At 61.9% G+C, this 19585-nt stretch carries 29 protein-coding genes; 24 read left to right on the top strand and 5 right to left on the bottom strand.

Annotation, left to right across the window (positions count from 1 at the left end; translation table 11 throughout):
• From BRA62_RS12165 to BRA62_RS12200, 8 genes are all read left to right on the top strand, one after another.
• A complete protein-coding gene (locus BRA62_RS12165) occupies positions 1–870 on the top strand; it encodes a class I SAM-dependent methyltransferase (protein WP_292366982.1) in 870 nt (289 codons plus the stop codon).
• Positions 867–1997 carry a bifunctional phosphopantothenoylcysteine decarboxylase/phosphopantothenate--cysteine ligase CoaBC gene (gene coaBC, locus BRA62_RS12170; RefSeq protein WP_292366984.1) on the top strand — a complete coding sequence of 377 codons (1131 nt, stop codon included), beginning with the start codon at positions 867–869 and terminating at the stop codon, positions 1995–1997. The genes BRA62_RS12165 and coaBC overlap by 4 nt, the downstream gene beginning before the upstream one ends.
• Entirely contained in the window at positions 1979–2821 is an 843-nt protein-coding gene (locus tag BRA62_RS12175; RefSeq protein ID WP_292366986.1) for a pantoate kinase, read from the top strand. The genes coaBC and BRA62_RS12175 overlap by 19 nt, the downstream gene beginning before the upstream one ends.
• Positions 2818–3549 (top strand): 4-phosphopantoate--beta-alanine ligase, encoded by a 732-nt coding sequence (locus BRA62_RS12180; RefSeq protein ID WP_292366988.1) that lies wholly within the window; start codon positions 2818–2820, stop codon positions 3547–3549. Before BRA62_RS12175 ends, BRA62_RS12180 begins: the two co-directional genes overlap by 4 nt.
• Positions 3536–4546 (top strand): AAA family ATPase, encoded by a 1011-nt coding sequence (locus BRA62_RS12185; RefSeq protein ID WP_292366990.1) that lies wholly within the window; start codon positions 3536–3538, stop codon positions 4544–4546. The genes BRA62_RS12180 and BRA62_RS12185 overlap by 14 nt, the downstream gene beginning before the upstream one ends.
• The gene (locus BRA62_RS12190; protein ID WP_292366992.1) at positions 4521–5237 is read left to right on the top strand and encodes a class I SAM-dependent methyltransferase; all 717 of its coding nucleotides are present in this window, start codon (positions 4521–4523) and stop codon (positions 5235–5237) included. The genes BRA62_RS12185 and BRA62_RS12190 overlap by 26 nt, the downstream gene beginning before the upstream one ends.
• Positions 5238–5366: 129 nt before the next feature.
• On the top strand, positions 5367–5912 hold the full coding sequence (locus tag BRA62_RS12195) for a winged helix-turn-helix domain-containing protein (protein WP_292366994.1): 546 nt from the start codon (positions 5367–5369) through the stop codon (positions 5910–5912).
• Positions 5913–6147: 235 nt separating this feature from the next.
• On the top strand, positions 6148–7479 hold the full coding sequence (locus BRA62_RS12200) for a hypothetical protein (RefSeq protein WP_292366996.1): 1332 nt from the start codon (positions 6148–6150) through the stop codon (positions 7477–7479).
• A gap of 96 nt (positions 7480–7575) precedes the next feature.
• On the opposite strand, the gene BRA62_RS12205 is transcribed toward BRA62_RS12200, so the two are convergent.
• The gene (locus BRA62_RS12205) at positions 7576–8904 is read right to left on the bottom strand and encodes an AIR synthase-related protein (protein ID WP_292366998.1); all 1329 of its coding nucleotides are present in this window, start codon (positions 8902–8904) and stop codon (positions 7576–7578) included.
• An 86-nt stretch (positions 8905–8990) separates the two neighbouring features.
• Between BRA62_RS12205 and thiD the strand changes: the two genes are divergently transcribed.
• The 8 genes from thiD to BRA62_RS12245 all read left to right on the top strand — a co-directional run bounded on the left by thiD (position 8991) and on the right by BRA62_RS12245 (position 12892).
• Positions 8991–9791 carry a bifunctional hydroxymethylpyrimidine kinase/phosphomethylpyrimidine kinase gene (gene thiD / locus BRA62_RS12210; RefSeq protein ID WP_292367000.1) on the top strand — a complete coding sequence of 267 codons (801 nt, stop codon included), beginning with the start codon at positions 8991–8993 and terminating at the stop codon, positions 9789–9791.
• A gap of 200 nt (positions 9792–9991) precedes the next feature.
• Positions 9992–10423 carry an Lrp/AsnC family transcriptional regulator gene (locus BRA62_RS12215; protein WP_292367002.1) on the top strand — a complete coding sequence of 144 codons (432 nt, stop codon included), beginning with the start codon at positions 9992–9994 and terminating at the stop codon, positions 10421–10423.
• The gene (locus BRA62_RS12220) at positions 10420–10707 is read left to right on the top strand and encodes a hypothetical protein (protein WP_292367004.1); all 288 of its coding nucleotides are present in this window, start codon (positions 10420–10422) and stop codon (positions 10705–10707) included. Before BRA62_RS12215 ends, BRA62_RS12220 begins: the two co-directional genes overlap by 4 nt.
• Position 10708: 1 nt before the next feature.
• A complete protein-coding gene (locus tag BRA62_RS12225) occupies positions 10709–11164 on the top strand; it encodes a hypothetical protein (protein WP_292367006.1) in 456 nt (151 codons plus the stop codon).
• Between the two features lie 126 nt (positions 11165–11290).
• Complete coding sequence (locus BRA62_RS12230) at positions 11291–11818, top strand: zinc ribbon domain-containing protein (RefSeq protein ID WP_292367008.1); 528 nt, start codon at positions 11291–11293, stop codon at positions 11816–11818.
• A 79-nt stretch (positions 11819–11897) separates the two neighbouring features.
• Positions 11898–12188 (top strand): nucleotidyltransferase family protein, encoded by a 291-nt coding sequence (locus BRA62_RS12235; protein ID WP_292367010.1) that lies wholly within the window; start codon positions 11898–11900, stop codon positions 12186–12188.
• Positions 12189–12263: 75 nt separating this feature from the next.
• On the top strand, positions 12264–12566 hold the full coding sequence (locus BRA62_RS12240; protein ID WP_292367012.1) for a nucleotidyltransferase family protein: 303 nt from the start codon (positions 12264–12266) through the stop codon (positions 12564–12566).
• The gene (locus BRA62_RS12245; RefSeq protein ID WP_292367015.1) at positions 12563–12892 is read left to right on the top strand and encodes a DUF86 domain-containing protein; all 330 of its coding nucleotides are present in this window, start codon (positions 12563–12565) and stop codon (positions 12890–12892) included. The genes BRA62_RS12240 and BRA62_RS12245 overlap by 4 nt, the downstream gene beginning before the upstream one ends.
• 183 nt (positions 12893–13075) lie before the next feature.
• Here BRA62_RS12245 and BRA62_RS12855 read toward each other — a convergent pair whose 3' ends face one another.
• The 3 genes from BRA62_RS12855 to BRA62_RS12255 form a co-directional block, all read right to left on the bottom strand.
• Complete coding sequence (locus BRA62_RS12855; protein ID WP_394340000.1) at positions 13076–13318, bottom strand: type II toxin-antitoxin system HicA family toxin; 243 nt, start codon at positions 13316–13318, stop codon at positions 13076–13078.
• The gene (locus BRA62_RS12250; RefSeq protein WP_292367017.1) at positions 13296–13520 is read right to left on the bottom strand and encodes a type II toxin-antitoxin system HicB family antitoxin; all 225 of its coding nucleotides are present in this window, start codon (positions 13518–13520) and stop codon (positions 13296–13298) included. The genes BRA62_RS12855 and BRA62_RS12250 overlap by 23 nt, the downstream gene beginning before the upstream one ends.
• A gap of 171 nt (positions 13521–13691) precedes the next feature.
• Positions 13692–13904, bottom strand: a complete 213-nt coding sequence (locus BRA62_RS12255) for a hypothetical protein (RefSeq protein WP_292367019.1) — start codon at positions 13902–13904, stop codon at positions 13692–13694.
• A gap of 621 nt (positions 13905–14525) precedes the next feature.
• Here BRA62_RS12255 and BRA62_RS12260 point away from each other — a divergent pair.
• The 7 genes from BRA62_RS12260 (at position 14526) to BRA62_RS12290 (ending at position 18632) form a co-directional block, all read left to right on the top strand.
• On the top strand, positions 14526–15029 hold the full coding sequence (locus tag BRA62_RS12260) for a type IV pilin N-terminal domain-containing protein (protein WP_292367021.1): 504 nt from the start codon (positions 14526–14528) through the stop codon (positions 15027–15029).
• A 234-nt stretch (positions 15030–15263) separates the two neighbouring features.
• Positions 15264–15794: a hypothetical protein gene (locus BRA62_RS12265; RefSeq protein ID WP_292367023.1), complete on the top strand. Its 531-nt coding sequence runs from the start codon at positions 15264–15266 to the stop codon at positions 15792–15794.
• A gap of 796 nt (positions 15795–16590) precedes the next feature.
• Positions 16591–17226, top strand: coding sequence for a hypothetical protein (locus BRA62_RS12270; protein WP_292367025.1), 636 nt, complete (start codon positions 16591–16593; stop codon positions 17224–17226).
• 64 nt (positions 17227–17290) lie between these two features.
• Complete coding sequence (locus BRA62_RS12275) at positions 17291–17563, top strand: hypothetical protein (RefSeq protein WP_292367027.1); 273 nt, start codon at positions 17291–17293, stop codon at positions 17561–17563.
• Positions 17560–17892 (top strand): hypothetical protein, encoded by a 333-nt coding sequence (locus tag BRA62_RS12280; protein ID WP_292367029.1) that lies wholly within the window; start codon positions 17560–17562, stop codon positions 17890–17892. Before BRA62_RS12275 ends, BRA62_RS12280 begins: the two co-directional genes overlap by 4 nt.
• A gap of 125 nt (positions 17893–18017) precedes the next feature.
• Complete coding sequence (locus tag BRA62_RS12285; protein ID WP_292367031.1) at positions 18018–18221, top strand: hypothetical protein; 204 nt, start codon at positions 18018–18020, stop codon at positions 18219–18221.
• Between the two features lie 147 nt (positions 18222–18368).
• Positions 18369–18632 (top strand): hypothetical protein, encoded by a 264-nt coding sequence (locus BRA62_RS12290; protein WP_292367033.1) that lies wholly within the window; start codon positions 18369–18371, stop codon positions 18630–18632.
• Positions 18633–18760: 128 nt separating this feature from the next.
• Here BRA62_RS12290 and BRA62_RS12295 read toward each other — a convergent pair whose 3' ends face one another.
• On the bottom strand, positions 18761–19036 hold the full coding sequence (locus BRA62_RS12295) for a hypothetical protein (RefSeq protein WP_292367035.1): 276 nt from the start codon (positions 19034–19036) through the stop codon (positions 18761–18763).
• Positions 19037–19172: 136 nt separating this feature from the next.
• Between BRA62_RS12295 and BRA62_RS12300 the strand changes: the two genes are divergently transcribed.
• Positions 19173–19304, top strand: coding sequence for a hypothetical protein (locus BRA62_RS12300; RefSeq protein ID WP_292367037.1), 132 nt, complete (start codon positions 19173–19175; stop codon positions 19302–19304).
• Positions 19305–19585 lie beyond the last annotated feature (281 nt).

The raw sequence follows: 19585 nt of genomic DNA on the forward strand, positions 1-19585 counted from the left end.
ATGCGTGCGCGGAAGGTGCCGGCGGCCGACCTCGCCGATATTGCGAACGCGGAGTGGGTGGACACCTCCCGCCGTCCGTATGTCGAGGGCGGCATCGCCTGGGTTCCGGTCAGGAAGGGCTATTTTGCCGACGCAGACCTCCCCGAGCGGGAGACTTACCGGGGCCGGGGGTACCATCTCGTCGGCGATGTCGCGGTCGTCCACGGCGATGCGCCGACGGATGAAGAACTCGCCGCGATCGTGGAGCACTGCCGTCCCCGGGGCGTCGTCCGGGTGAAGGGGTTTTTGAGCGAGATGCGCATCCCCCAGGTCGAGATCCTCTACGGCACCGCCGGCGAGGTGCGGCACCGCGAACAGGGCTGCACCTTCTTCCTCGACCCGACACGGGTGATGTTCGCACAGGGCAACCGGACGGAGAAGGCGAGGATTGCCGCTCTCGTCCGGCCCGGCGAGCGGGTTGCCGATATGTTCGCCGGGATCGGTTACTTCACCATACCGGCGGCCATGAGCGGTACACGGGTCCATGCGATGGAGATAAACCCAATAGCCTTTGAATACCTGAAACGTAACATTATGGCAAACCGCGTTCGAGGCCGGGTCGCGGCAGAGTCAGGGGACTGCCGGGACCTCCTCTCCGGGGTCTACGACCGGGTCCTGATGGGCCACTTCGACGCACCGTCGATGCTCGCCGACGCCCTCGCCCATGTCCGGGACGGGAGCGTGCTCCACGTCCACAGCATCGGGGACGCGAGCGAGACGATCCAGAAAGAGGTTGCGGCCGCCGGGTTTTCGGCGGTGGTAGCCTCCCGCAGGGTGAAGAAGTACGGCCCGCACGCGTGGCATATGGTGCAGGATGTGACGATATCGTGAAGACGCTTTCGGGAAAGACGGTGGTGCTTGCCGTGACAGGGAGCATCGCGGCCGTCGAGACGGTGAAACTCGCCCACGCCCTGCGCCGCCGGGGTGCGACGGTGCAGGCGGTGATGACGGAGGCAGCAGCCGGGATCGTCCACCCCGACGCCCTGACCTACGCGACGGGGCGGCCGGCGATCACCCGGATCACCGGCCTGGTGGAGCACGTCCTCTACTGCGGGGAAGGTGGGGAGGCGGACCTCCTGCTGGTCGCGCCCTGCACGGCGAATACGATAGGGAAGATCGCCTGCGGGATCGACGACACCCCGGTGACCACCTTCGCCACGACGGCGCTCGGGCGGGGGATGCCGGTGGTGGTGGTCCCGGCGATGCACGAGAGCATGTACCGCCACCCGGGGGTCATGGAGAATCTCCGACGGCTCCGCTCCTGGGATATCGACGTCGTCGACCCCCGGATCGAGGAGGAGAAGGCGAAGATCGCCGATACCGATACGATCGTCCTCCACGCCGAGCGGGCGGTCTCGGGCCACCCGCTCGCGGGCAAACGCGTCCTGATCACGAGCGGGGCGTGCGCGGAGCCCCTCGACGACGTCCGGGTTCTCACCACCCGGTCGACCGGGAGGATGGGGAGAGCGCTCGCGCTCGAGGCCTTCCGGCTCGGGGCCGAGGTGACGGTGGTGCACAGCGGCTCATGCCCGTGCGTGAGAAACATCCATGCGACGACCGCGACCGGGATGCGGGACGCGGTCCTCCGGGTCTGCCGCGACGAGGGGGTCGATGTCTACGTCAGCGCGGCCGCGATATCGGACTTTGCCCCCGAACGGCACGAGGGGAAGATCCCGAGCGGTTCACCCCTGACCGTCCGGCTCGACCCCCTCCCGAAGGTGATCGGCGAGGTGGCGGCGGCATGCAGTCCCGTCACGGTGGCGTTCAAACTGGGGTGGGACGAGGAGGAGCGGGCGAGAGCGATGCTTGATGCGGGTGTGCGGATGGTCGTCGTGAACGCTCCCCCGACGATGGGCGCGGCGGAGGGATCGTTTCGTATTATGACCGCCGGCGGGACGACCGACGTCTCCGGGAGCAAAGAGGAGGTCGCCAGGGCGATATGGTCCGGACTGCCGTAGCCTTCTCCCCCGGACACATATCCGGCTACTTCAGGCGCGTCGAGGGGATCGGCTTGGAAGACACCGGGAGCGTCGGGGCCGGCGTGGTCATCAATGATGGGGTGCGCTCGACGGTCGAGGAGGCACGGGAGACGAGCGTCCGGGTGGTCCGGCAGGATCACGCGAGCGCCGGGTCGCCGCCGGTCGAGTACGCCCTCGAACGGCTGGGAGTCGCCGCCCGCGTCACGACGGAGTGCCGGCTCCCCATCGGCGCCGGGTTCGGCCTCTCGGCGGCGGCACTGCTTGCGACGCTCACGGCTGCAAACCACCTCTTCGACCTCGGCCTCTCCCCCGACGAGGTGGCCGCACGCGCCCACGAGGCCGAGGTTCTCCACCGCACCGGGCTCGGGGACGTCGCCGCGAGCATGTCCGGCGGGGTCGTCTGCCGGACGGGGTCGGGAATCCACGCGGATATCACCCGTATCTACCCGGAGGAACCACTCTACGCCGTGAGCCTCGGGGCGCTCCCGACCGCCTCGGTCCTCTCGTCCCCGGGGGCGATGGCGCGGATAGCCGCTGCTTACCCCGATCGCTGCCCCCGTGACCTCGCCGACTTCTGCGGGCTCTCGCGGGGGTTCGCCGAGAAGAGCGGGCTCGTCGCGCCGGAGGTGCGCCGGGTGCTCGAAGCCTGCGACGCCGGCGCCGTCCCGGCGAGCATGACGATGCTTGGCAACGGCGTCTTTGCCTGCGGCGATGAGGCGGAGCAGGTGCTCTCCCGGTTCGGGGAGGTCTACACCCTCCGGGTCGCACGCCGCGGCGCATACCTGATCGAGGTGAAATCATGATCCCGAAAGACCATCCACGCTACCGCTCCCTTGTCGCCCGCGAACGGCTGGCCCGGTGCGCACGCGAGGGCGTCGTCGCGCTGGAGGGGCTCGCCGCCCACGGGCGCGGGGAGGCGTTCGACTACCTGATCGGCGAGAAAACGACCGCAAGCGCCGCTCTCGCCGGGCGGACAGCCGCGGCGATGCTTCTATCCGCCCGGCACGCGGTGATATCGGTGAACGGCAACACGGCGGCGCTTGCGGCGGCGGAGATCGCGGCGCTCCAGCGGGCGAGCGGCGCCGACGTCGAGGTGAACCTCTTCCACCGGACGGAGGAGCGGATCGAGCGGATCTCCCGGCTTCTTACGGAGCACGGGGTCAGGGTTCTTACAGGAACACCGGAACGGCTCGTCCCGCTCTCCCACGACCGGGCGCTCTGCCTCCCACAGGGCATCGGGGACGCCGACGTGGTGCTCGTGCCGCTCGAGGACGGGGACCGCTGCGCCGCGCTCCGGGCGATGGGCAAGGCGGTCATCACCGTCGACTTAAACCCGCTCTCCCGGACCGCCCGCACGGCGACCCTGACGATCGTCGACGAGGTGACGCGCGCCGTCCCCGCGATCGCCGCGGCGTGCGCCTCCCTTGAGCCCGGCGAAGGCGAACGCCTGATCGCCACACTTGACAATACCTATCTTCTCCGGGCGGCAATAGATGAGATGAGAGAGAACTTGAGCCATGCTCTGGAGTGAGTTGTACCGCCCGAAGGGGTGCGACGATATCATCGGACAGGACGAGGTCGTCCGCCACCTCACATCGTTTGCGGACGCGCAGAGCGTGCCCCACATGCTCATCTCCGGCCCGCACGGGACCGGGAAGACCGCGGCCGTCGAGTGTCTGGCAAAAAGGCTCTACGGAGAGAACTGGGAGGCGAACACGACCGTCTTCAGCGCCGCCGACCTTCTCGGCAGGGGAAGAAGCGCGCTCGAGACGGACGAGCGGTTCAGCATGGTCTACCGCAAGGACCGGAGCCTGATCGTCAACTTCAAGCAGATCGTGAAGTGGTACGCCTCGATGCGCCCGCTCGACGCCGACTTCAAACTGATGGTCTTTGAGGACGCCCACGGCCTGACGTTCGAGGCGCAGCAGGCCCTGCGCCGGACGATGGAGCGATACAGCGCCACCTGCAGGTTCGTCTTCGTCACCGTCCGGCCCTCAGCCATCATTCCGGCCATCGCGTCGCGCTGCCTGCCGCTCTTCTTCGCCCCGATTGAGAGCGGCCTCATCCGGGCCCGGCTCGAGGAGATCCTGGCCGCGCAGGGGGGCGCGGTTCCGGCCGACGATCTCGATCTGATCGTTTATGCCGCGCAGGGCGACCTGCGGCGGGCGATCATGTACCTCCAGATCGCCGCACGATCGGAGAAGGATTTCGATCTCGCGGAGGTGTCGCGCTCCGAGACCGCGAACGTCGCCGCGTCGGCGTTCGTCGCTCTCCGGGACGGCAACTTCGATGCCGCCCGCCGGATCGCCGAGTCGCTGATGATCGAGTACGGACTCTCGGCGCGGGAGGTCGTCGGCGAACTCCGGGAGGTGGCCCGGCGCGAGTACAACCACCCGGCCCTTGCAATCGCGCTCGCCGACGCGGACCACCGGCTCTGCCAGAATGCAAACGATTTCGTGCAGATCAATGCACTTCTTGCCCGGATTGCCCGGGAGGTGTTCAGTGAAGAAAGTACAGCAACACTATGACGAGGTCGCGGATATCTACGACGACCGCTACGACGGCAGCCGCGGGAAGTATTACCACGGGCACATCTCCGACCACGTGATGAGCATGCTCCTGAAGGGAGGTTTCCTTCTCGACCTCGGTTGCGGGACCGGGCTCTTCGTGCAGCGCTACGTCGAGGAAGGGGGCCGGGCCTTCGGGCTCGATATCAGCCCCGGGATGGTCCGGCACGGGCGGCGGCGCTGTCCGGAGTGCGGGTTCTGCGTCGGTACGGCCGACGTCCTGCCGTTCAAGGACGCCACCTTCGACGCCCTCGCGAGCCTGCTCGCCTTCAGTTACGTCCCCGATCCGGAGGGGATGCTCCGGGAGTGCTACCGGGTCTTAAAGCCCGGCGGCCGGATCGCCGTCTGCACCCTCTCGCGGACGGTCTTTACGAGCATCGTGCCGCTCGTCTACCAGATGGGGGAGAAGGTCGGCCTGAAGAAAGTGGGCGTCGGGGACTTCGACGAACATTACTACACCAACGCCGAGATCACGGGGCTCTTCCGCGAGGCCGGATTTACGGATATATCGGTCGGCCGCTGCTCGTTTGCGCACTTAAACCTTGCAGACCCGGTCTTTAAACTCGCCCGGAAGGTGGAGCCGTTCGTCGAGGAGAACCTGCCCTACCTCGCCTACAACGTCTGTGCGGCCGGGAAAAAACCGGAGGATTAGGTCACGTCTGTGAGGGGGACGCACGTGCCGTCCCCTACTCTCACTCGACCCGGCCGCATGAGAAGGCTTCTTTTTTGCGATGCGGGGATAACGGAATAGTTATATCCCGTCTTTCCGAACTACTCCCCTATGGAGCCGGTCGATATCGTCCTGACGAAGGATACGTTCGAGGTCCTCGCATCAGGAACCCGGCTTGATATTTTAAAGGCCCTATATGCACGCAGGATGACGATCACGGAGCTCGCGACCGATCTCGGCCTGGCAAAGTCCACGGTCCATCACCACCTGCAGAGACTGGCGGACTCCGGTTTTGTCGCCGCAGGAGACGACGGGCACGCCTGGGTGTACCACGCGCTCACGCCGGAGGGGCGCGCCCTCCTGCAGCCGCACGGCGGTGCCCGGATCCGGATCATCCTGGCTGCGGGACTGGCGAGCCTAGCCGGCGGGGTCTGTGCCCTCGCGGCCTTCCTGACCGCGCCGATCCGGGAAGGACCAGTGCCCTCGCTCCCGGGAGGAGGAGTCCCGATCCCGGAGGGAACTCCTATGGAACTGCTCGTTGCCGGGATCGCGCTCGCGGTGATCGGGGGGGTCCTCATGGCGTATGCCTGCGCCCGGTGGCAGAACACACGTGCGGTGACGCAGCTCGCCGATCTTACGAGTGAGGAGATCACGTAGCCTCTATATATGGTTTTTGAATCCGTTCGACCGGGATCGAACGTTTTCAGCGATTTTATCGCACGAAGGGGCTGAAGGACTACTGTAGATGCCGCACACGGCACCCGTAGCCGTAAACCGGCGCGGTGTTCACCCATCAACGGTTTTGGACCGGATGTGCGCTCTGCGTGCCCGGAGGCATCGATTTCGCCGCAACTCATGACTGATACCGTTGTGGCTCCCTGCCTCAATGGCTATGGAGGTTAGAACGATGAAGACATATCTTTTCTCGAAGGCCGGCATCCTGCTGGTGATGCTGCTCGTTATAGGGACAGTCATCGCTCCCGTCACGGCGGGAGAAGTGACCAAACAGCTTTCCGTACCCTACTACGAGCAGGAGACGACCTACTACTGTGGCCCGGCGGTCGCACAGATGTGGATAGACTTCCACAACGGTTACGTCTCGCAGGATACGTTATGGAACTGTATTCAGAATAATAACATAGAGTTATGGTACACGGACCCGTACGGGCTCGCGGCTTGCGTGAGCAACTACCTCAACAACTTCGTCACCGAGGATCGCAGGTGGAGTTATTTCAACACGGCAAACATCGCCATGGCGATGGATATCGCTGACCTGGATATTCCATCGCCTGCACTGATCTATTCCGGGGATCACTGGGTCCTAGTGAAGGGAGCTTCGTACGAGGATTACTACGGGAGCGTGTACGCTGTATACGGCTTCTGGGTTCATGATCCTTGGGAGGACGATATCAACCACTACTATTCTACAGATGACTGGAGCAACGTATTCACCCCGGTGGACGTAGATGGAAGTTACTGGGACGGATACTGGACTCATGTGCGGGGCTACTGGAGCACTGACGCTGCCTGTACCGCACCTCAGGACACTACTCCGACTTTTGGTGAAACCACGATCGGAGATGCCGATGCCACCCGTCCCGCGGTCTGGAGCGAGACCCTTGTCCGGCCTACGCCGACCGCGGGTGTCGATCGGGAGACTTACTATGGCCAGATGACGGAGTACTACGAGGCTGTGGCTAGGAACGTCACTCTGATGGCCGATGAGGAAGACGACATCCCCCTGACCGAAGATACCGACCTTGCTGCGTTTGCCCGACAGGAGATGAACAGAATCAAGATCTTCCAGAAGGAACTTGAAGGTACGACTCCGGGGGAGCCGGTCTTCGTACACTCCTTGGACGATAAATGGCATGACTACTATCTGATCCCCTTCGAGCGGGACGGCTACATCACCGTCGTCACACAGGTCTCCATCAAGGGAGATGTTGCGGATTTCAGTAGCGCATTTACCCCAACTCCAAAGACACAGAATGTCGTTCGTCCGACGCTGAAGGAAGCACGGACAGTCCTCGCGGAAGGTGGCTATGACGATACCATGCCTGCTCGGCTGGTCTGGAAGCCCTGTGAGCAGACCCTGTCATCGGCTGTTCCAATATGGGAATTCACCGGGGATGATGGAGATACGGTCTACGTCGGCTACATCCCCTGGAAGGATCAGGTCGAGATCTATGAAAAACTGACGAGGAAGAAGATCCCAGGATGATAGAAGGACTCCATCTGACCTTCTTTTTTGGCCGAAGCGCAGTTTAAAGGAGACACTATTTCCAGTGCATCGTAAGGCCGTTCTTGCCCGAAATAGTTAGGATGACCGGAGCCGGGAGAGGATCCGGAGTTTCTTTGCAAGCGCCGCCTCCGCCGCCCGCTCGACCCCGGCCTTCATCTCCTCGAAGTCCCGTTTCTCCTCGTCCACGACCTTCTTGACCGGGGTGTAGGCCGACTCACGGAACCGGGGGTTGAAATCGCGGATCTCGCCGCCGACCGAGAGGACCGATTCGGGCTCACCTTCCTCGACGTAGCCAATCTCTTTCATCGCGACGCCCACGGACTCCACGACCCGCCGGATCTCCGGCGCAACCTCCGGCGGTGCGACGACCAGGAGGGCGTCGAGCGATACGCCGAGGTAGTCGATCTCGAGCGCGTCGAGCATCTCGAGGACTTTGGGCTGGACGAGGGTGCGGAGTTCGTCCTCGACGACGACGATCCGGCAGCCGGCGGTCTCGGCCATCTCGTAGGCGTCGCCCCTGAGGCCGCCGTTCGTGACGTCGGTCATGGCGTGGATGCCGTTGAGGACGTCGCTCGCGAGGAGCGCCTCGCAGGCTTTGAGGAAGTGGAGGTTGATCGTCTCCTCGACGACGTCGGGGAACCCGGAGTAGATCGCGGCGGTGGCGATCGTCCCGCCGCCCGCCCCCTCGGTCATGAGGAGGACGTCGCCGGGGGCGATCTGTTTTCTGGCCGTGAGGTGCCGGGCGACGCCGACGGCACCGACGCAGCCGGTCATCCGGGAGCCGAACACCATGTCCCCGCCGATGCGGAGGGTCGAGCCGGTGACGAGCGGGACGGCCATGGCCTCGCCGACGGCAGAGACGCCCGCCGTGTAGTCGAAAATCTTTGCGACGTCACCGTCGTCGGCGACGTGGATGTCGGAGAGGAGCGCGACGGGTTTTGCCCCCATGACGTAGACGTCCCGGAGCGTCGCCCGGGTGACGTGGAACCCGGCGAGGAAGGGGAAGTCGGAGAGGCGCGAGTGCATCCCGTCGACGGTGGTGATGATGTAGTCCCCGCCGGCACGGACGGCGCCGGCGTCGTCCATCTCGTCGACGCCAACCGCGGCTTCTGTCCGGCCGATGATCCGGGCGAGCTGCCGGTGGGCGAAGAAGTCGCCCGAACCCCTTGAGCCGACGCCGAACTCGCCCATGGTCGAACCGGAGGGCTCGAACGTGAAGAAGTCGCCGGACAGCCCGGTCGAGTTCTTCGCCTCGGCGAGGACCGCCCGGGCGAACGCTTCGGCGTAGGCGGGGGTCACGCGGGGGTGCTTGATCGAGAGGATATCCCGGGAGAGAAGGCGCACGATCTCGTCGTCAGGGGTGCCGGCGGCGAGGTGCCGGCGGCTGATCTCTTCTACATCCATTGTAAGAATGGTCGGTGCAGAACGACATAAAGGAAATGGCGAAAAAGAGGCAAAGATTCAAGCAGATCCCGGGCGACACCTGATGGATGAGGGATGGAGAGATGATCGCCGCCTGCTCCGTCGCGGGTTCCGACTCGGGGGGAGGGGCGGGCATCCAGGCGGACCTGAAGACTTTTGTAGCGCTCGGGATCTGGGGGCTGACGGTCGTTACGGCGGTCACGGCCCAGAACACCCGCGAGGTGCGGGGGACCTGGATGCTCCCCGCCGAGGCGGTGCGGACCCAGATAGCGACGGTCGCCGACGACTTTTCGATCGGGGCGTGGAAGACCGGGATGCTCGGCAACGCCGAAAACGTCCGGGCCGTCGCGGAGGCCCTGCCGGAGGGGGCCGCGCTCGTCATCGACCCGGTGATGGTCTCGACGTCGGGCCACCGGCTGCTTGCGGAGGATGCGGCAAGGGATCTCGCGGAACTACTCATCCCCCGGGCGGCGGTCGTCACCCCGAACATCCCGGAGGCCGAGGTGCTCGCCGGTATGCGGGTCGCGACCGTCGAGGATATGGCCGAGGCCGGCCGGCGGATCCTCGATCTCGGCGCCCGTGCCGTGGTGGTGAAGGGCGGGCACCTCCCCGGCGGCGCGGCGGTCGACCTCCTGGTCGACCGGGAGGGCGAGATGCGGCTATCCGGCGAGCGCTATCCCTATTCGGTGCACGGATCGGGGTGCTGCTTCTCCGCGGCGCTCGCGGCATGCCTTGCCCGGGGAATGCCCGCGCGGGAAGGGTTCGCCGCAGCAAGGGAGTTCATCGATACGGCCATCCGGGAAGCGGCCGGAGGGCCCGGGCCGGTGAGGATCGTCAATCCCCGGGGAACAATCCTTCACCGCCGCTGAAATAATAGTTCCTTATTCCGGCGACGCTATGACGATCATTTCCAGTTTTCCCGGGATATTTCCGTTTGTTCATAGTCAGACAAAATCCCGATAAATTTCCAATAAAGCTGGCAATATTCACCAGAAATGAAAAAAGACCAATTCGTGATATAAAACAAATACGCAATTTTAATATCCAAGTGTTTGTAATTATTGTTAGAATGGATGAGATCGACGATGCGATCCTGCGGGAGCTGCAGAGGGACGGGCGAATGTCTATGGCAGAGCTCGGCTCAATGCTGGGCATCGCACCGTCGACGGTTTTTAAGAGGATCGAGAAGCTGAAGAACGCCGGCATCCTCGAGCGGTTTACGATCGTCATCAACCAGAAGTGCTTCGAGCATACCCTGGTCGCTTTCCTGAATGTCAGGGTCCACCCGGACGGGAAGCCGGAGATCGAAGAGTTCATGCGCGACCTCCCGTGCATCCTCGAACTCTACGAGGTGCTCGAGCCGGGGGACTTCTTCGTCAAGGTCCGGGTGCAGAACATATCCGAGCTGAAGCGGAGCGTGCTCGTCCCGCTCTCCGGCCTTCCCGGAGTGAGGGATATCCAGACGATCATCTCGGTGAAGAAGATCAAGGAACAGACATGAACGGATTGCAGATTGAAACCATGCAGCAGATGCTTGCAATTGTGACGCTATTTCTCGGGGCGCTCCTCATCGGCGTCATCTACAACGCCTACCGGATCGTGCGGCAGCCGACCCTGCTCCTCTTCGTCTACGGGCTTTTTACGCTGGTCGTGGGGATCACGTTTGCCGATCTCGTGAGCATCTTCACGCCCGAAGCGTTTATCATCGCCTGGTCGGCGGTCTTTTCCCGTATTGTGGTGATCCTCGGCCTCTGCGTGATGGCCTACGGCATCCTGAGAGGATAACATGCGCACCGGTACGTCGTTTGCCCGGGACTGGCAGTTGATCAAGGTAGCCCGGTCCCTGCGGCGGCACGATGTCGCCGGACCTCTCGTGCGAAGACTTCTTGCGGACGCCCCTCCCGGCCTCACGGAGGGGATCACCGCCATCGCCGGGCGGCTCGGCGAAGAGAACGGAACGACGCTTCTCGCCCACACCGAGGAGCGGTTCGACCCGCCGACCCTGATGGAGGGGCTCCTCCTGACGTGGGGGATCCCCTGCCAGTCCGTGGACGACGCCGATGACGGGGCCGTGACCATCACGATCGACGGCGCTGCGGCGGCGCTCCGGGAGACCTTCGCAGACGTCCGGGTGGCCGTGCCCTACCTCACCGGCTACGTCCGGGCGCTCCAGCCCGACGCGGTGCTCGAGGCCGGCGACGGCGGCAGCATGACGATCCGGTTCCCGTCCCGCGGGGAGTAGGGCGGGCTTTTTTTCTGTCGGCCGCCGGAGATGCGGCCGCGTCCCATGGGGGCCTTTTTAGGAACGTTTATCCCAGGTGCCGTCCGTTCATTCTTTTAAAGCACTTCACCGTGCGGAGGAGATCGTATGGACGCGAACGGGATACGGACATGCCAGAGCTGCGGGATGCCGATGAGCGCGGAGGAGCATTTCGGGACGGAAGCGGACGGCGGGTTTTCGAGGGACTACTGCACCTACTGCTACCAGAAAGGCGCTTTCACCGAGTCGAACATCACCATCGACGAGATGGCAAAGATCAGCGGGGCGATGATGTCGCAGCTGTACGCGATTCCCCTCGAGAAGGCGGAGAGTTTCTCGAAGGAGCAGCTCTCGTGCCTGAAGAGGTGGGCAGGGAGGGAGATTGCCCTCTGCGGGAGCTGCGGGATGCCCCTCGCACGGGACGAGGATGCCGGGACGGAGGCGGACGGGTCGCGGAGCACGGCGTACTGCACCTACTGCTACCGGGACGGGAGGTTCACCGAGCCCGATCTTACCCGGGAGCAGGCGGTCGAGAAGTACGTGCCGATGATGGCCTCGCACCTCGGGATACCGGCCGAGAAGGCAACGGAGATGGTGCGGCAGTACCTCTCGACGCTGCCGAGGTGGCGGGAGTAGGCGGTCTTCTCGCCCCACCGGATTTCGGGCGAACTCTTATATTCCCCGGTCCATAAGATCGATACAGGAGAGGGATGGATTGAGCCTCTGTGCCGATGTGCTCGATAAGCGGGAAGAGATCCTCGCGGTCGCAGCCAGACATGGTGCCCGCAGAGTCAGGGTCTTCGGATCGGTGGTCCGGGACGAGGAGACCCCGGAGAGCGACCTCGATCTCCTCGTCGAGTTCGAGCCGGGGAGGAGCCTCCTCGACCACATCGCTCTCGCTCAGGACTTAAAAGACCTGCTCGGCCGCGAGGTCGACGTGGTGACTGAGGGAGGACTGCACTGGTACATCCGGGACCGCGTCTGCCGGGAGGCCGTGCCGCTGTGAGTTCCCCGGCGGCCTCCGCCGTAACTCCGGGGATAACATCTATATGCCCCGGACCAATGAAAGTATTATAGGACGATGAACCCGGAAACCGATATCTACACCCTCCTCATCCAGAAACGGGACGAGATCCTCTCTCTCGCCAAGGGAAGGGGGGCAAAAAACGTCCGGGTCTTCGGGTCCGTAGCACGAAACGAAGCCCGGGTGGACAGCGATGTCGATATCCTGGTCGACCTCGACCCCGACCGAAGCCTCCTCGATCTGGGGGGCCTTGCCCAGGACTTAGAGGACCTGCTCGGCCGTCCGGTCGACGTTGTGACCGAAGCGGGACTCCGGGAGCGGATACGCTCAAGGGTCTTACGTGAGGCACGGGTCTTATGAGAGACGATCGCGAACGGGTGCTGGATATCCTGGAAGCCATCGAGCGGATCGAAAAAGTAGCTGCCCGGGGCCGCGATCACTTCTATGAGGATGAAATGATCCAGGTCTGGGTTATTCACCACCTCCAGATCATCGGGGAGGCCGTACGGGGGATCTCCCCCGAGTTCAGGACCGCAAACCCGGGTATCCCATGGTCGGATATCGTCGGGATGAGGAACGTCCTCGTCCACCACTATTTCGGCATCGACCGGGATGCCGTCTGGAACGTGGTCGAACGTGACCTGCCGGCACTGAAGCGGCAACTCTCGGCCCGGATCCGGGAATAGCGGCTCATAGATTGGGGGGTCAGCGACTCCACAATCTCATGTTACAGAAATGATACTCATTTCAAAACTGTTCTTTACCCCGAAGTCGTCTTCAAAGGATTCAGAAGTTGAAGATCTGCACGACCCGACCGGCATACGCTGTGCAGGTCAGGAAAGTTTTGCAGTGAGTTTGAAACCCCGAAGTTAGCGGAACAGAGCAATGAGGTCTTCCTTTGTGATATCGTTATGGTCCGCTATATCATTCAAGATGTTGTTAAGCGTTGGTCGTTTTTGCTCCTTTCGAAGGGGGATGATGACCATGTGTCTTCCGTTGCCGGTCTCTTTGACCATTTTGATGTGGCTTCCACGTTGATGAACAAAAGAATAGCCGAGTTTTTCAAGAACCCTGACAATATCCGAGCTACTAACAACCGGAAGCTTTGGCAACGGAATGCACCTGTAGTTCTGTCTGCGTCAGGATTGTGATCTGTTCTTCCGGTTCGAGTTCATCTTCGAAATACAGGAGCACGGCTTCCTCGATATTCTTGAGGAGTTCTTCAAAATCTCTCCCATCGGTGAAGATGCTATGCCCGATTGCGTGAGCAGACCAGCATCCGTCTTCATAGACTGTTTCAAATCGGATAATCATGGTGTGAACTCCCGGAACGAGTATGGAACTCGAAAAATAAAAATTTTTGTGGTATCCATCCATCGTGTGAGGCGAAGGGGGGGGCAGGAAGTTCCCGTCATGGGGTTCCATGCCTGCATTGTGAGAGCCAGGCAGTTTGGTCCCAATATCTGCTGTGACCCCATCAAAGTGTCATCTGAGGGCGTTATAGAGGAGATTCTCGATGTCGTATCTTTTCACGCCGAGGCCGTTCCCGGCCCTATCCGTCATGCCGCTCAAGGCCGCTACCACTCTCAGTCTCACCCCGGCCTTCTTCTCGACGCAGGCATCCACATCCTCGGTGGATTTCAGCCCGTTGATGCTGACCCCGTACCGCTCTTCGAAATCTACCGTCCGTCGCATCATGACATAACCCCTGCAGCAAGCATCGATCCTTGCGTTGCACCTACCGATCTCACGACGAGTCCGGGTTCAGGTTATATCACCGTATAATCGCTCATGCCATATACTTTTCGACATACATCGAGTTTAACCGGGTCGAGCGGGCATGACCTCCCCGACCGACAGCCGGATGCTCCGAAACTCCCGTTACCCCTCATTGCGAGACCGCATCGTTGCCGGGTGCCAGCATTGACGAAGTACCGACCCCGGACATCTCCTCGCTTCTTACCGATGTACATCATCGTCCTGCAACGCCCGGCGGCCCGGGGCGACCGACCGACCCACGGCACCGTTCCGCACACCCGCACCGCGGCCCGCAGGCACCTCTCCGGCCTCCGGGGCAACAACCCGGGGATACCGCGCACGCTCCCCCCGCCACCACCCACCTGCCGCACCCCCGGAGCGCCGTCGGCCCCCTGTTTTTATATACAGGGAGCGATGAGCCCGCATTATCCCCGGAACGGCATTTCCAGTCCGTCCGTTATCTTCGGCAACTCGTTTATGCTATGAAAGATCCTTTCGAACAGGCGTGTCTGACGATATTAAATCATTCCGGAACGAATCACTACGATATATTTATATCTTATGACAAATCAGTTTGTTTCATCGACCCTTAGCCCCATCGGGGGCTGGAGTCAAGAGGTGTGTATGATGAAATTCAGAGAGAATGAAGAAGCAGTATCGCCGGTCATCGGCGTTATTCTGATGGTCGCCATCACGGTGATCCTCGCTGCGGTGATTGCGGCGTTTGTGTTCGGAATGCCCGGGAATGTGCAGACGACGAAGACGGTTTCGATGCAGGCGGCACTTAGTGGGAACAATATCACCCTTACCATCAGCGGCGGCCCCGACCTCAACACAGTGCAGACGTTGACGATTACATTAGATGGAGACGCGCCCGGTGAGCTCTTTGCGGCTAATGGTACCACCCTCGGTGCGGATAAATCAGTTCTCGAGCCTGCTGATCTTGGCGGAGAAACTTTCAAGGCCGGAGATAACATCAAGATTGAAGGGAATTCGGGCAGACTCCTTGTAGTCGGACAGTGGCCGGATGGTGCAGAGCAGATCATCCTTGACAGGACCTTCTAATCCTAACTTTTTTGTCTAGTTTTACACTACGTGCAACTTCAGGTAAGTTACTCCAGATCATGACTTATCTCCGGGCACCACACCGGAGATCTATCTGAGTAAAATCTGCGCTTACATCTTTGTCAGGGCCTGGCCAGTGCCTCGATCTGTCATAGAATTGCATCAACATCATTTTCAGGGCACTAGCCATATCAATAGACTACAAAAACAGCCATCCCAACACCCGGAGACAAAATGCCCATACCCACAAGATCCCTCCTGCCCGCTCTCCTCGCCGCCGTCCTCCTTCTCCCGGTGAACGTCTACGCCATCGGCGGTGCCGTCGGTGCCGGCCTCCGCTCCCCCCTGTTCCTGTATCAGGAAACTGTCTATGGCACCTCCCTGATCCCGGTCTGGCGGGAGATCTCCTACGTCACCTCCGGCACCATCGGCGGCCGGTCGGCCCTCTCGATCCTCCTCTGGGCCCTCGGCACCGCCCTCCTCCTCGCGGCCGCCGGGTACGCCGTCTACCGCCGGCACGACGGGATTACGGGCATCAGAAAACCCCTCGCCCTCCTCACCGCCGGGGGCGCCGTCGCCTACCTCCTCTCCTGCGTCGCCCAGTACGGCCCCACGCTGTACGGCCCGGCAGGGTTTGCCGTCCCCGTCGGGGTGCCGCTCCTTCTTGGCGTCGCGGGGTACGTCATGACGGTGGAGGAGGACGATGAACCGGGATGTGAGGAGGAAGAGGAGGAATACGGGGAAGAGATGGAAGGGGAACAGTAATCATCCCTTTTTGTGGGTTGAATCTCCTTTTTGTTCGTTCTCCCTGTTTGCCCGTGTTGGAAAGCGCTCAAAATCACGGTGTTCGCTCAGTCACGCAGACCCGGACACGGCTTTCCATTGGCTTCGCACCTTCGGTGCTCTAGCTCCGGTTCTCCGAACCATCACTTATCGCCACGCACTGCCCCCGCCCCGAGATGTGGGGTGCGACTGCCGGAACGGCAGGAGTTCGAGCACCACAGGTGCGAGTTGCGACGGGCCGTAGGGTGCGACTGCCAGAACGGTGCGACGGACAATGTCCGGAGCTTGGGAAGCCGTTAGGCTTCGAGCAGGAGCATGAGAAAACGCGAAGCGTTTTCGGGGCCGGAGCATGAGCACCGCAGGTGCGTCTGAGGAGGCCGGAGGCCGGGTGGGGTGCGACGGGCCATGGGGCCGGAGCTTGAGAAGACCGAAGGTCTTCGAGTGGGGGTTGCAGGCTTCCTTTATGAGATATAGACAGGGGAGGGGGGATGCTCCCCCCTCCCCGTCAGCCCCTCCCCAATGGCGATAGCCACCACGGCCCACTGCACCGGGTTTTTCCTCGTTTAAAATGCCTGAGTGATTTCGCCAATGGAACAGAATCCCACATGCAACAGCATAGCCACACTCAAAAACCAAAATCTTCCAGGTATCGCCGCTCTCGTTCTTCGCCCTCCTCTTCGCCGGGGCTGCCGGGTACGCCCTCATCCGCCACAGATCGACCGGGATCGACTCGCGGGACGCACGGCTCCTCGCCTTCTTCGCTCTCGCCGCCGTCCTCGTGGTGCTCACCTACGCCCGTTCTATTCCGGGAATGCCGGCAAGCCCCGGGATCATCCCCGACATGCGCTACCTCTCCCCGGCCTATCTTCCCATGCTCGTCATCGGGGTCTACGCCCTCAAGCACGCCGGTCTCGACGCCGACGGGGTGCGGGAAGCGCTCAAGACCCTCTTCTGGCTCGCGGTCATCGACCTCCCGCTCATCTTCGTCGTCCTCCAGGTCACCGCAGGCAGGAACCTCGGCGGGCAGGTCACGTTCCTCATGTACCTCACCTACCTCTTCCTCGCCGGGACCGCGGTGCTCTATGTCGCCGTCTTCGCACCTGGCGGTGCTCAAGCTCCTGCCCCGCACCTTCGGTGCTCATGCTCCGGCCCTCGAAGACATCCGGTCTTCTCAAACTCCTGTCCTATGGACAGTCGTTCTCCGGAACATCGCACCCTGCGGCCAGTCGCACTCGCCAAACGCGCCTCCCCCCGCCTCCTCGCCTACGCGGTCCCGGTGCTGATGTTCTTCCCGCTCGCCTGGGAAGTCATTGTCGACTTCCGGTTCGCCACCGGCTGCTGGGAGGGCTACCACTTCTGGATACCGGTGGTGGAGTATATCTGGTACATCCAGTACGCGATCTTCCCGCTGTGAGGGGGGACGGGACCCTGTCGCCGGACCCTGTAGTTATATCAACTTATACAACAAATGGTCACTCATGCCAGCGTGTAGCCGTAACACACACAGCCCCCAGCTCGACACGATCCGGATGGTCGAAGAGTTCATTCGGGAGCACAGCGGCGAATACAAACGGCGGGCCTTGTGGGAGAACCTGCCGAAGAGAGTGATGTACCAGACGTTCAAGACGATCATCGAGTATCTCGATGAATCAGGGAAGATAGCAAGCGATTCACAGGGGAAGATCTGCTGGATTCACAACCCGGACCTCGTCCGGAAGTATACACTGCGTGAAGACCTGCGGATCCGATGAAGTGCCAGATCTATTTTGCAGACGAGCAGGTGCGAGAGGCCTTCGTGGCTCTCAAGGCTTCCCGGGATCCCGGGGATCGTCGGTTAGCCGGGCTGCTGGATCAGGCCCTCGACAGAATCGCTGCAAATGCCTTCTGCGGGATCCAGGTGCCGAAGAAGCTGATCCCAAAAGACTACCACAAGAAATACGGGCCGCTGGATAACCTCTGGAAGTATAATCTCACCCGATCATGGCGGCTTATGTATACTGTAGCCCGCGACAGCGATACGATCGCAGTCATCATCGAGTGGCTGGATCACACCAGCTACGATCGTCGGTTCGGCTACTGAGTGTAACCTCCCGACGGGGTCCTGGCGTGCCGGGGCACAGATCACCCCGATAAACACACCCTCTTCAGACAGAGATATGTAGATTGAAGCACCAGAAGATCGATATACCCAGAGGTGAGACAACCATGACCCAGGTGAAAGAGGAGATCATCAGTGAACTGAACGACCTCCCGCCCCGGACGTACGGTGAGGTGCTCGATTTCATCCGGTTCCTCAAGTTCCGGCGCCGGAAGGCCGCCCCGGACACCGCCCTCGCGAGCGAGCCTGTGCTCCGGAAGGACTGGCTCCGGCCCGAGGAGGAAGAGGCATGGAGCGCACGGGAACTGTGAACAGTTCCCTGTCAGGCAAATTTCCAATTTGCCGTGATTTGTAAAGGGCGATGTTGTCGTTGTGCCGTTTCCCTTCTCGGACCTGTCGACGGTGAAGCGGCGACCGGCCCTTGTTGTTGCGGCACCCGGAGGAGACGATGTCATTCTTTGCCAGACGCGATGGTTCATCAGAACCTGAGCGGGAGCACCACAAGGTGCGACTTCACGAGCCAGCAGATCCGGGATCGCTACGCCGTCGGTATTACCGAACTTGACTTTACAGAGGGAACACTCCACAAGCCGAGCAATATCCGGCCAAACCGGCTTTTTTCGGCCAGTGTCGACCTGATTCTTTATCGCGCCGGCCATCTCAACGACCAGACCGTCATGTCGGTTATCGATGGGATCATCGAGATCCTGGAGGCAGAGTAACTTCCTGTCCCAATGTTCTGCCGGGATCTCATCGTTTTTGCCTTCGCACCCCCGTCACGTTCAGCTCGCGCACGGCCCGCCTTTATCAATTCCTTCTTCTCCAGACTCATCCATGATACGCTCCCTCTTCACCGCGACAAGACCCTTTTTAGCGCTCCTGACGTCTTCGAGCTCACGTTCGTTCCCAGAATTACGCCGGTCTCGACGCCGACGGGGTGCGGGAGGCCTTGCGGACGCTCTTCTGGCTCGCGGTCATCGACCTCCCGCTCATCTTCGTCGTCCTCCAGGTCATCGCCGGCCGGAACCTCGGCGGGCAGGTCACGTTCGTCACGACCCTCACCTGCATCTTCCTCGCCGGGACCGCAGTGCTCTACATCGCCGCCTTCACACCTAACGGTGCTCACGCTCCTGCCCGAAAGCGCTTCGCGTTTTCTCAAGCTCCGTTCCGCTGGAACGTCGCACCCTCCGGCCAGTCGCTCCTCGCCAAACGCGCCTCCCCCCGCCTCCCCCCGCCTCCTCGCCTACGCGGTCCCGGTGCTGATGTTCTTCCCGCTTGCATGGGAACTCGTCGTCGACTTCCGGTTCGCCACTTTCGGTTGGGAGGGCTACCACTTCTGGATACCGGTGGTGCAGTACATCTGGTACATCCAGTACGCGATCTTTCCGCTCTAAGGGCGGGGGTCCCGGCGGCTCCCTTCGTCATCATCAGGATGGACGAGAGATGTTTACGGTTCTGCATGCCCCGGGCGACAACGCGGCTCCTCCGCGATCCGTCGTCCCGGGGCGGCCTCTCTCTCCCGGAGAAGTCTCCTGTCGTCAGTGTGGTGGAACAGGCGATCTCCAGCACATGGACTCATATACTGAGATGAGGCCGGTGCCATGCAAACAGAGAACCGTTCGCGATGGATTTCCCTGCTGGCTCAAGGATTCTGTTGATCAACGGAAACTATGAA

Source organism: Methanoculleus sp. UBA208 (genome assembly GCF_002498065.1).
GTDB lineage: Archaea > Halobacteriota > Methanomicrobia > Methanomicrobiales > Methanoculleaceae > Methanoculleus.

Bases quoted from the DNA above. Each gene is read 5' to 3' on its own strand.
- BRA62_RS12165 (WP_292366982.1), top strand. From the start codon at position 1: ATGCGTGCGCGGAAGGTGCCGGCGGCCGACCTCGCCGATATTGCGAAC.
- BRA62_RS12175 (WP_292366986.1), top strand. From the start codon at position 1,979: ATGGTCCGGACTGCCGTAGCCTTCTCCCCCGGACACATATCCGGCTAC.
- BRA62_RS12180 (WP_292366988.1), top strand. From the start codon at position 2,818: ATGATCCCGAAAGACCATCCACGCTACCGCTCCCTTGTCGCCCGCGAA.
- BRA62_RS12185 (WP_292366990.1), top strand. From the start codon at position 3,536: ATGCTCTGGAGTGAGTTGTACCGCCCGAAGGGGTGCGACGATATCATC.
- BRA62_RS12195 (WP_292366994.1), top strand. From the start codon at position 5,367: ATGGAGCCGGTCGATATCGTCCTGACGAAGGATACGTTCGAGGTCCTC.
- BRA62_RS12200 (WP_292366996.1), top strand. From the start codon at position 6,148: ATGGAGGTTAGAACGATGAAGACATATCTTTTCTCGAAGGCCGGCATC.
- BRA62_RS12205 (WP_292366998.1), bottom strand. From the start codon at position 8,904: ATGGATGTAGAAGAGATCAGCCGCCGGCACCTCGCCGCCGGCACCCCT.
- thiD (WP_292367000.1), top strand. From the start codon at position 8,991: ATGAGGGATGGAGAGATGATCGCCGCCTGCTCCGTCGCGGGTTCCGAC.
- BRA62_RS12215 (WP_292367002.1), top strand. From the start codon at position 9,992: ATGGATGAGATCGACGATGCGATCCTGCGGGAGCTGCAGAGGGACGGG.
- BRA62_RS12220 (WP_292367004.1), top strand. From the start codon at position 10,420: ATGAACGGATTGCAGATTGAAACCATGCAGCAGATGCTTGCAATTGTG.
- BRA62_RS12225 (WP_292367006.1), top strand. From the start codon at position 10,709: ATGCGCACCGGTACGTCGTTTGCCCGGGACTGGCAGTTGATCAAGGTA.
- BRA62_RS12230 (WP_292367008.1), top strand. From the start codon at position 11,291: ATGGACGCGAACGGGATACGGACATGCCAGAGCTGCGGGATGCCGATG.
- BRA62_RS12240 (WP_292367012.1), top strand. From the start codon at position 12,264: ATGAACCCGGAAACCGATATCTACACCCTCCTCATCCAGAAACGGGAC.
- BRA62_RS12245 (WP_292367015.1), top strand. From the start codon at position 12,563: ATGAGAGACGATCGCGAACGGGTGCTGGATATCCTGGAAGCCATCGAG.
- BRA62_RS12250 (WP_292367017.1), bottom strand. From the start codon at position 13,520: ATGATTATCCGATTTGAAACAGTCTATGAAGACGGATGCTGGTCTGCT.
- BRA62_RS12255 (WP_292367019.1), bottom strand. From the start codon at position 13,904: ATGATGCGACGGACGGTAGATTTCGAAGAGCGGTACGGGGTCAGCATC.
- BRA62_RS12260 (WP_292367021.1), top strand. From the start codon at position 14,526: ATGACAAATCAGTTTGTTTCATCGACCCTTAGCCCCATCGGGGGCTGG.
- BRA62_RS12265 (WP_292367023.1), top strand. From the start codon at position 15,264: ATGCCCATACCCACAAGATCCCTCCTGCCCGCTCTCCTCGCCGCCGTC.
- BRA62_RS12275 (WP_292367027.1), top strand. From the start codon at position 17,291: ATGCCAGCGTGTAGCCGTAACACACACAGCCCCCAGCTCGACACGATC.
- BRA62_RS12280 (WP_292367029.1), top strand. From the start codon at position 17,560: ATGAAGTGCCAGATCTATTTTGCAGACGAGCAGGTGCGAGAGGCCTTC.
- BRA62_RS12285 (WP_292367031.1), top strand. From the start codon at position 18,018: ATGACCCAGGTGAAAGAGGAGATCATCAGTGAACTGAACGACCTCCCG.
- BRA62_RS12300 (WP_292367037.1), top strand. From the start codon at position 19,173: ATGTTCTTCCCGCTTGCATGGGAACTCGTCGTCGACTTCCGGTTCGCC.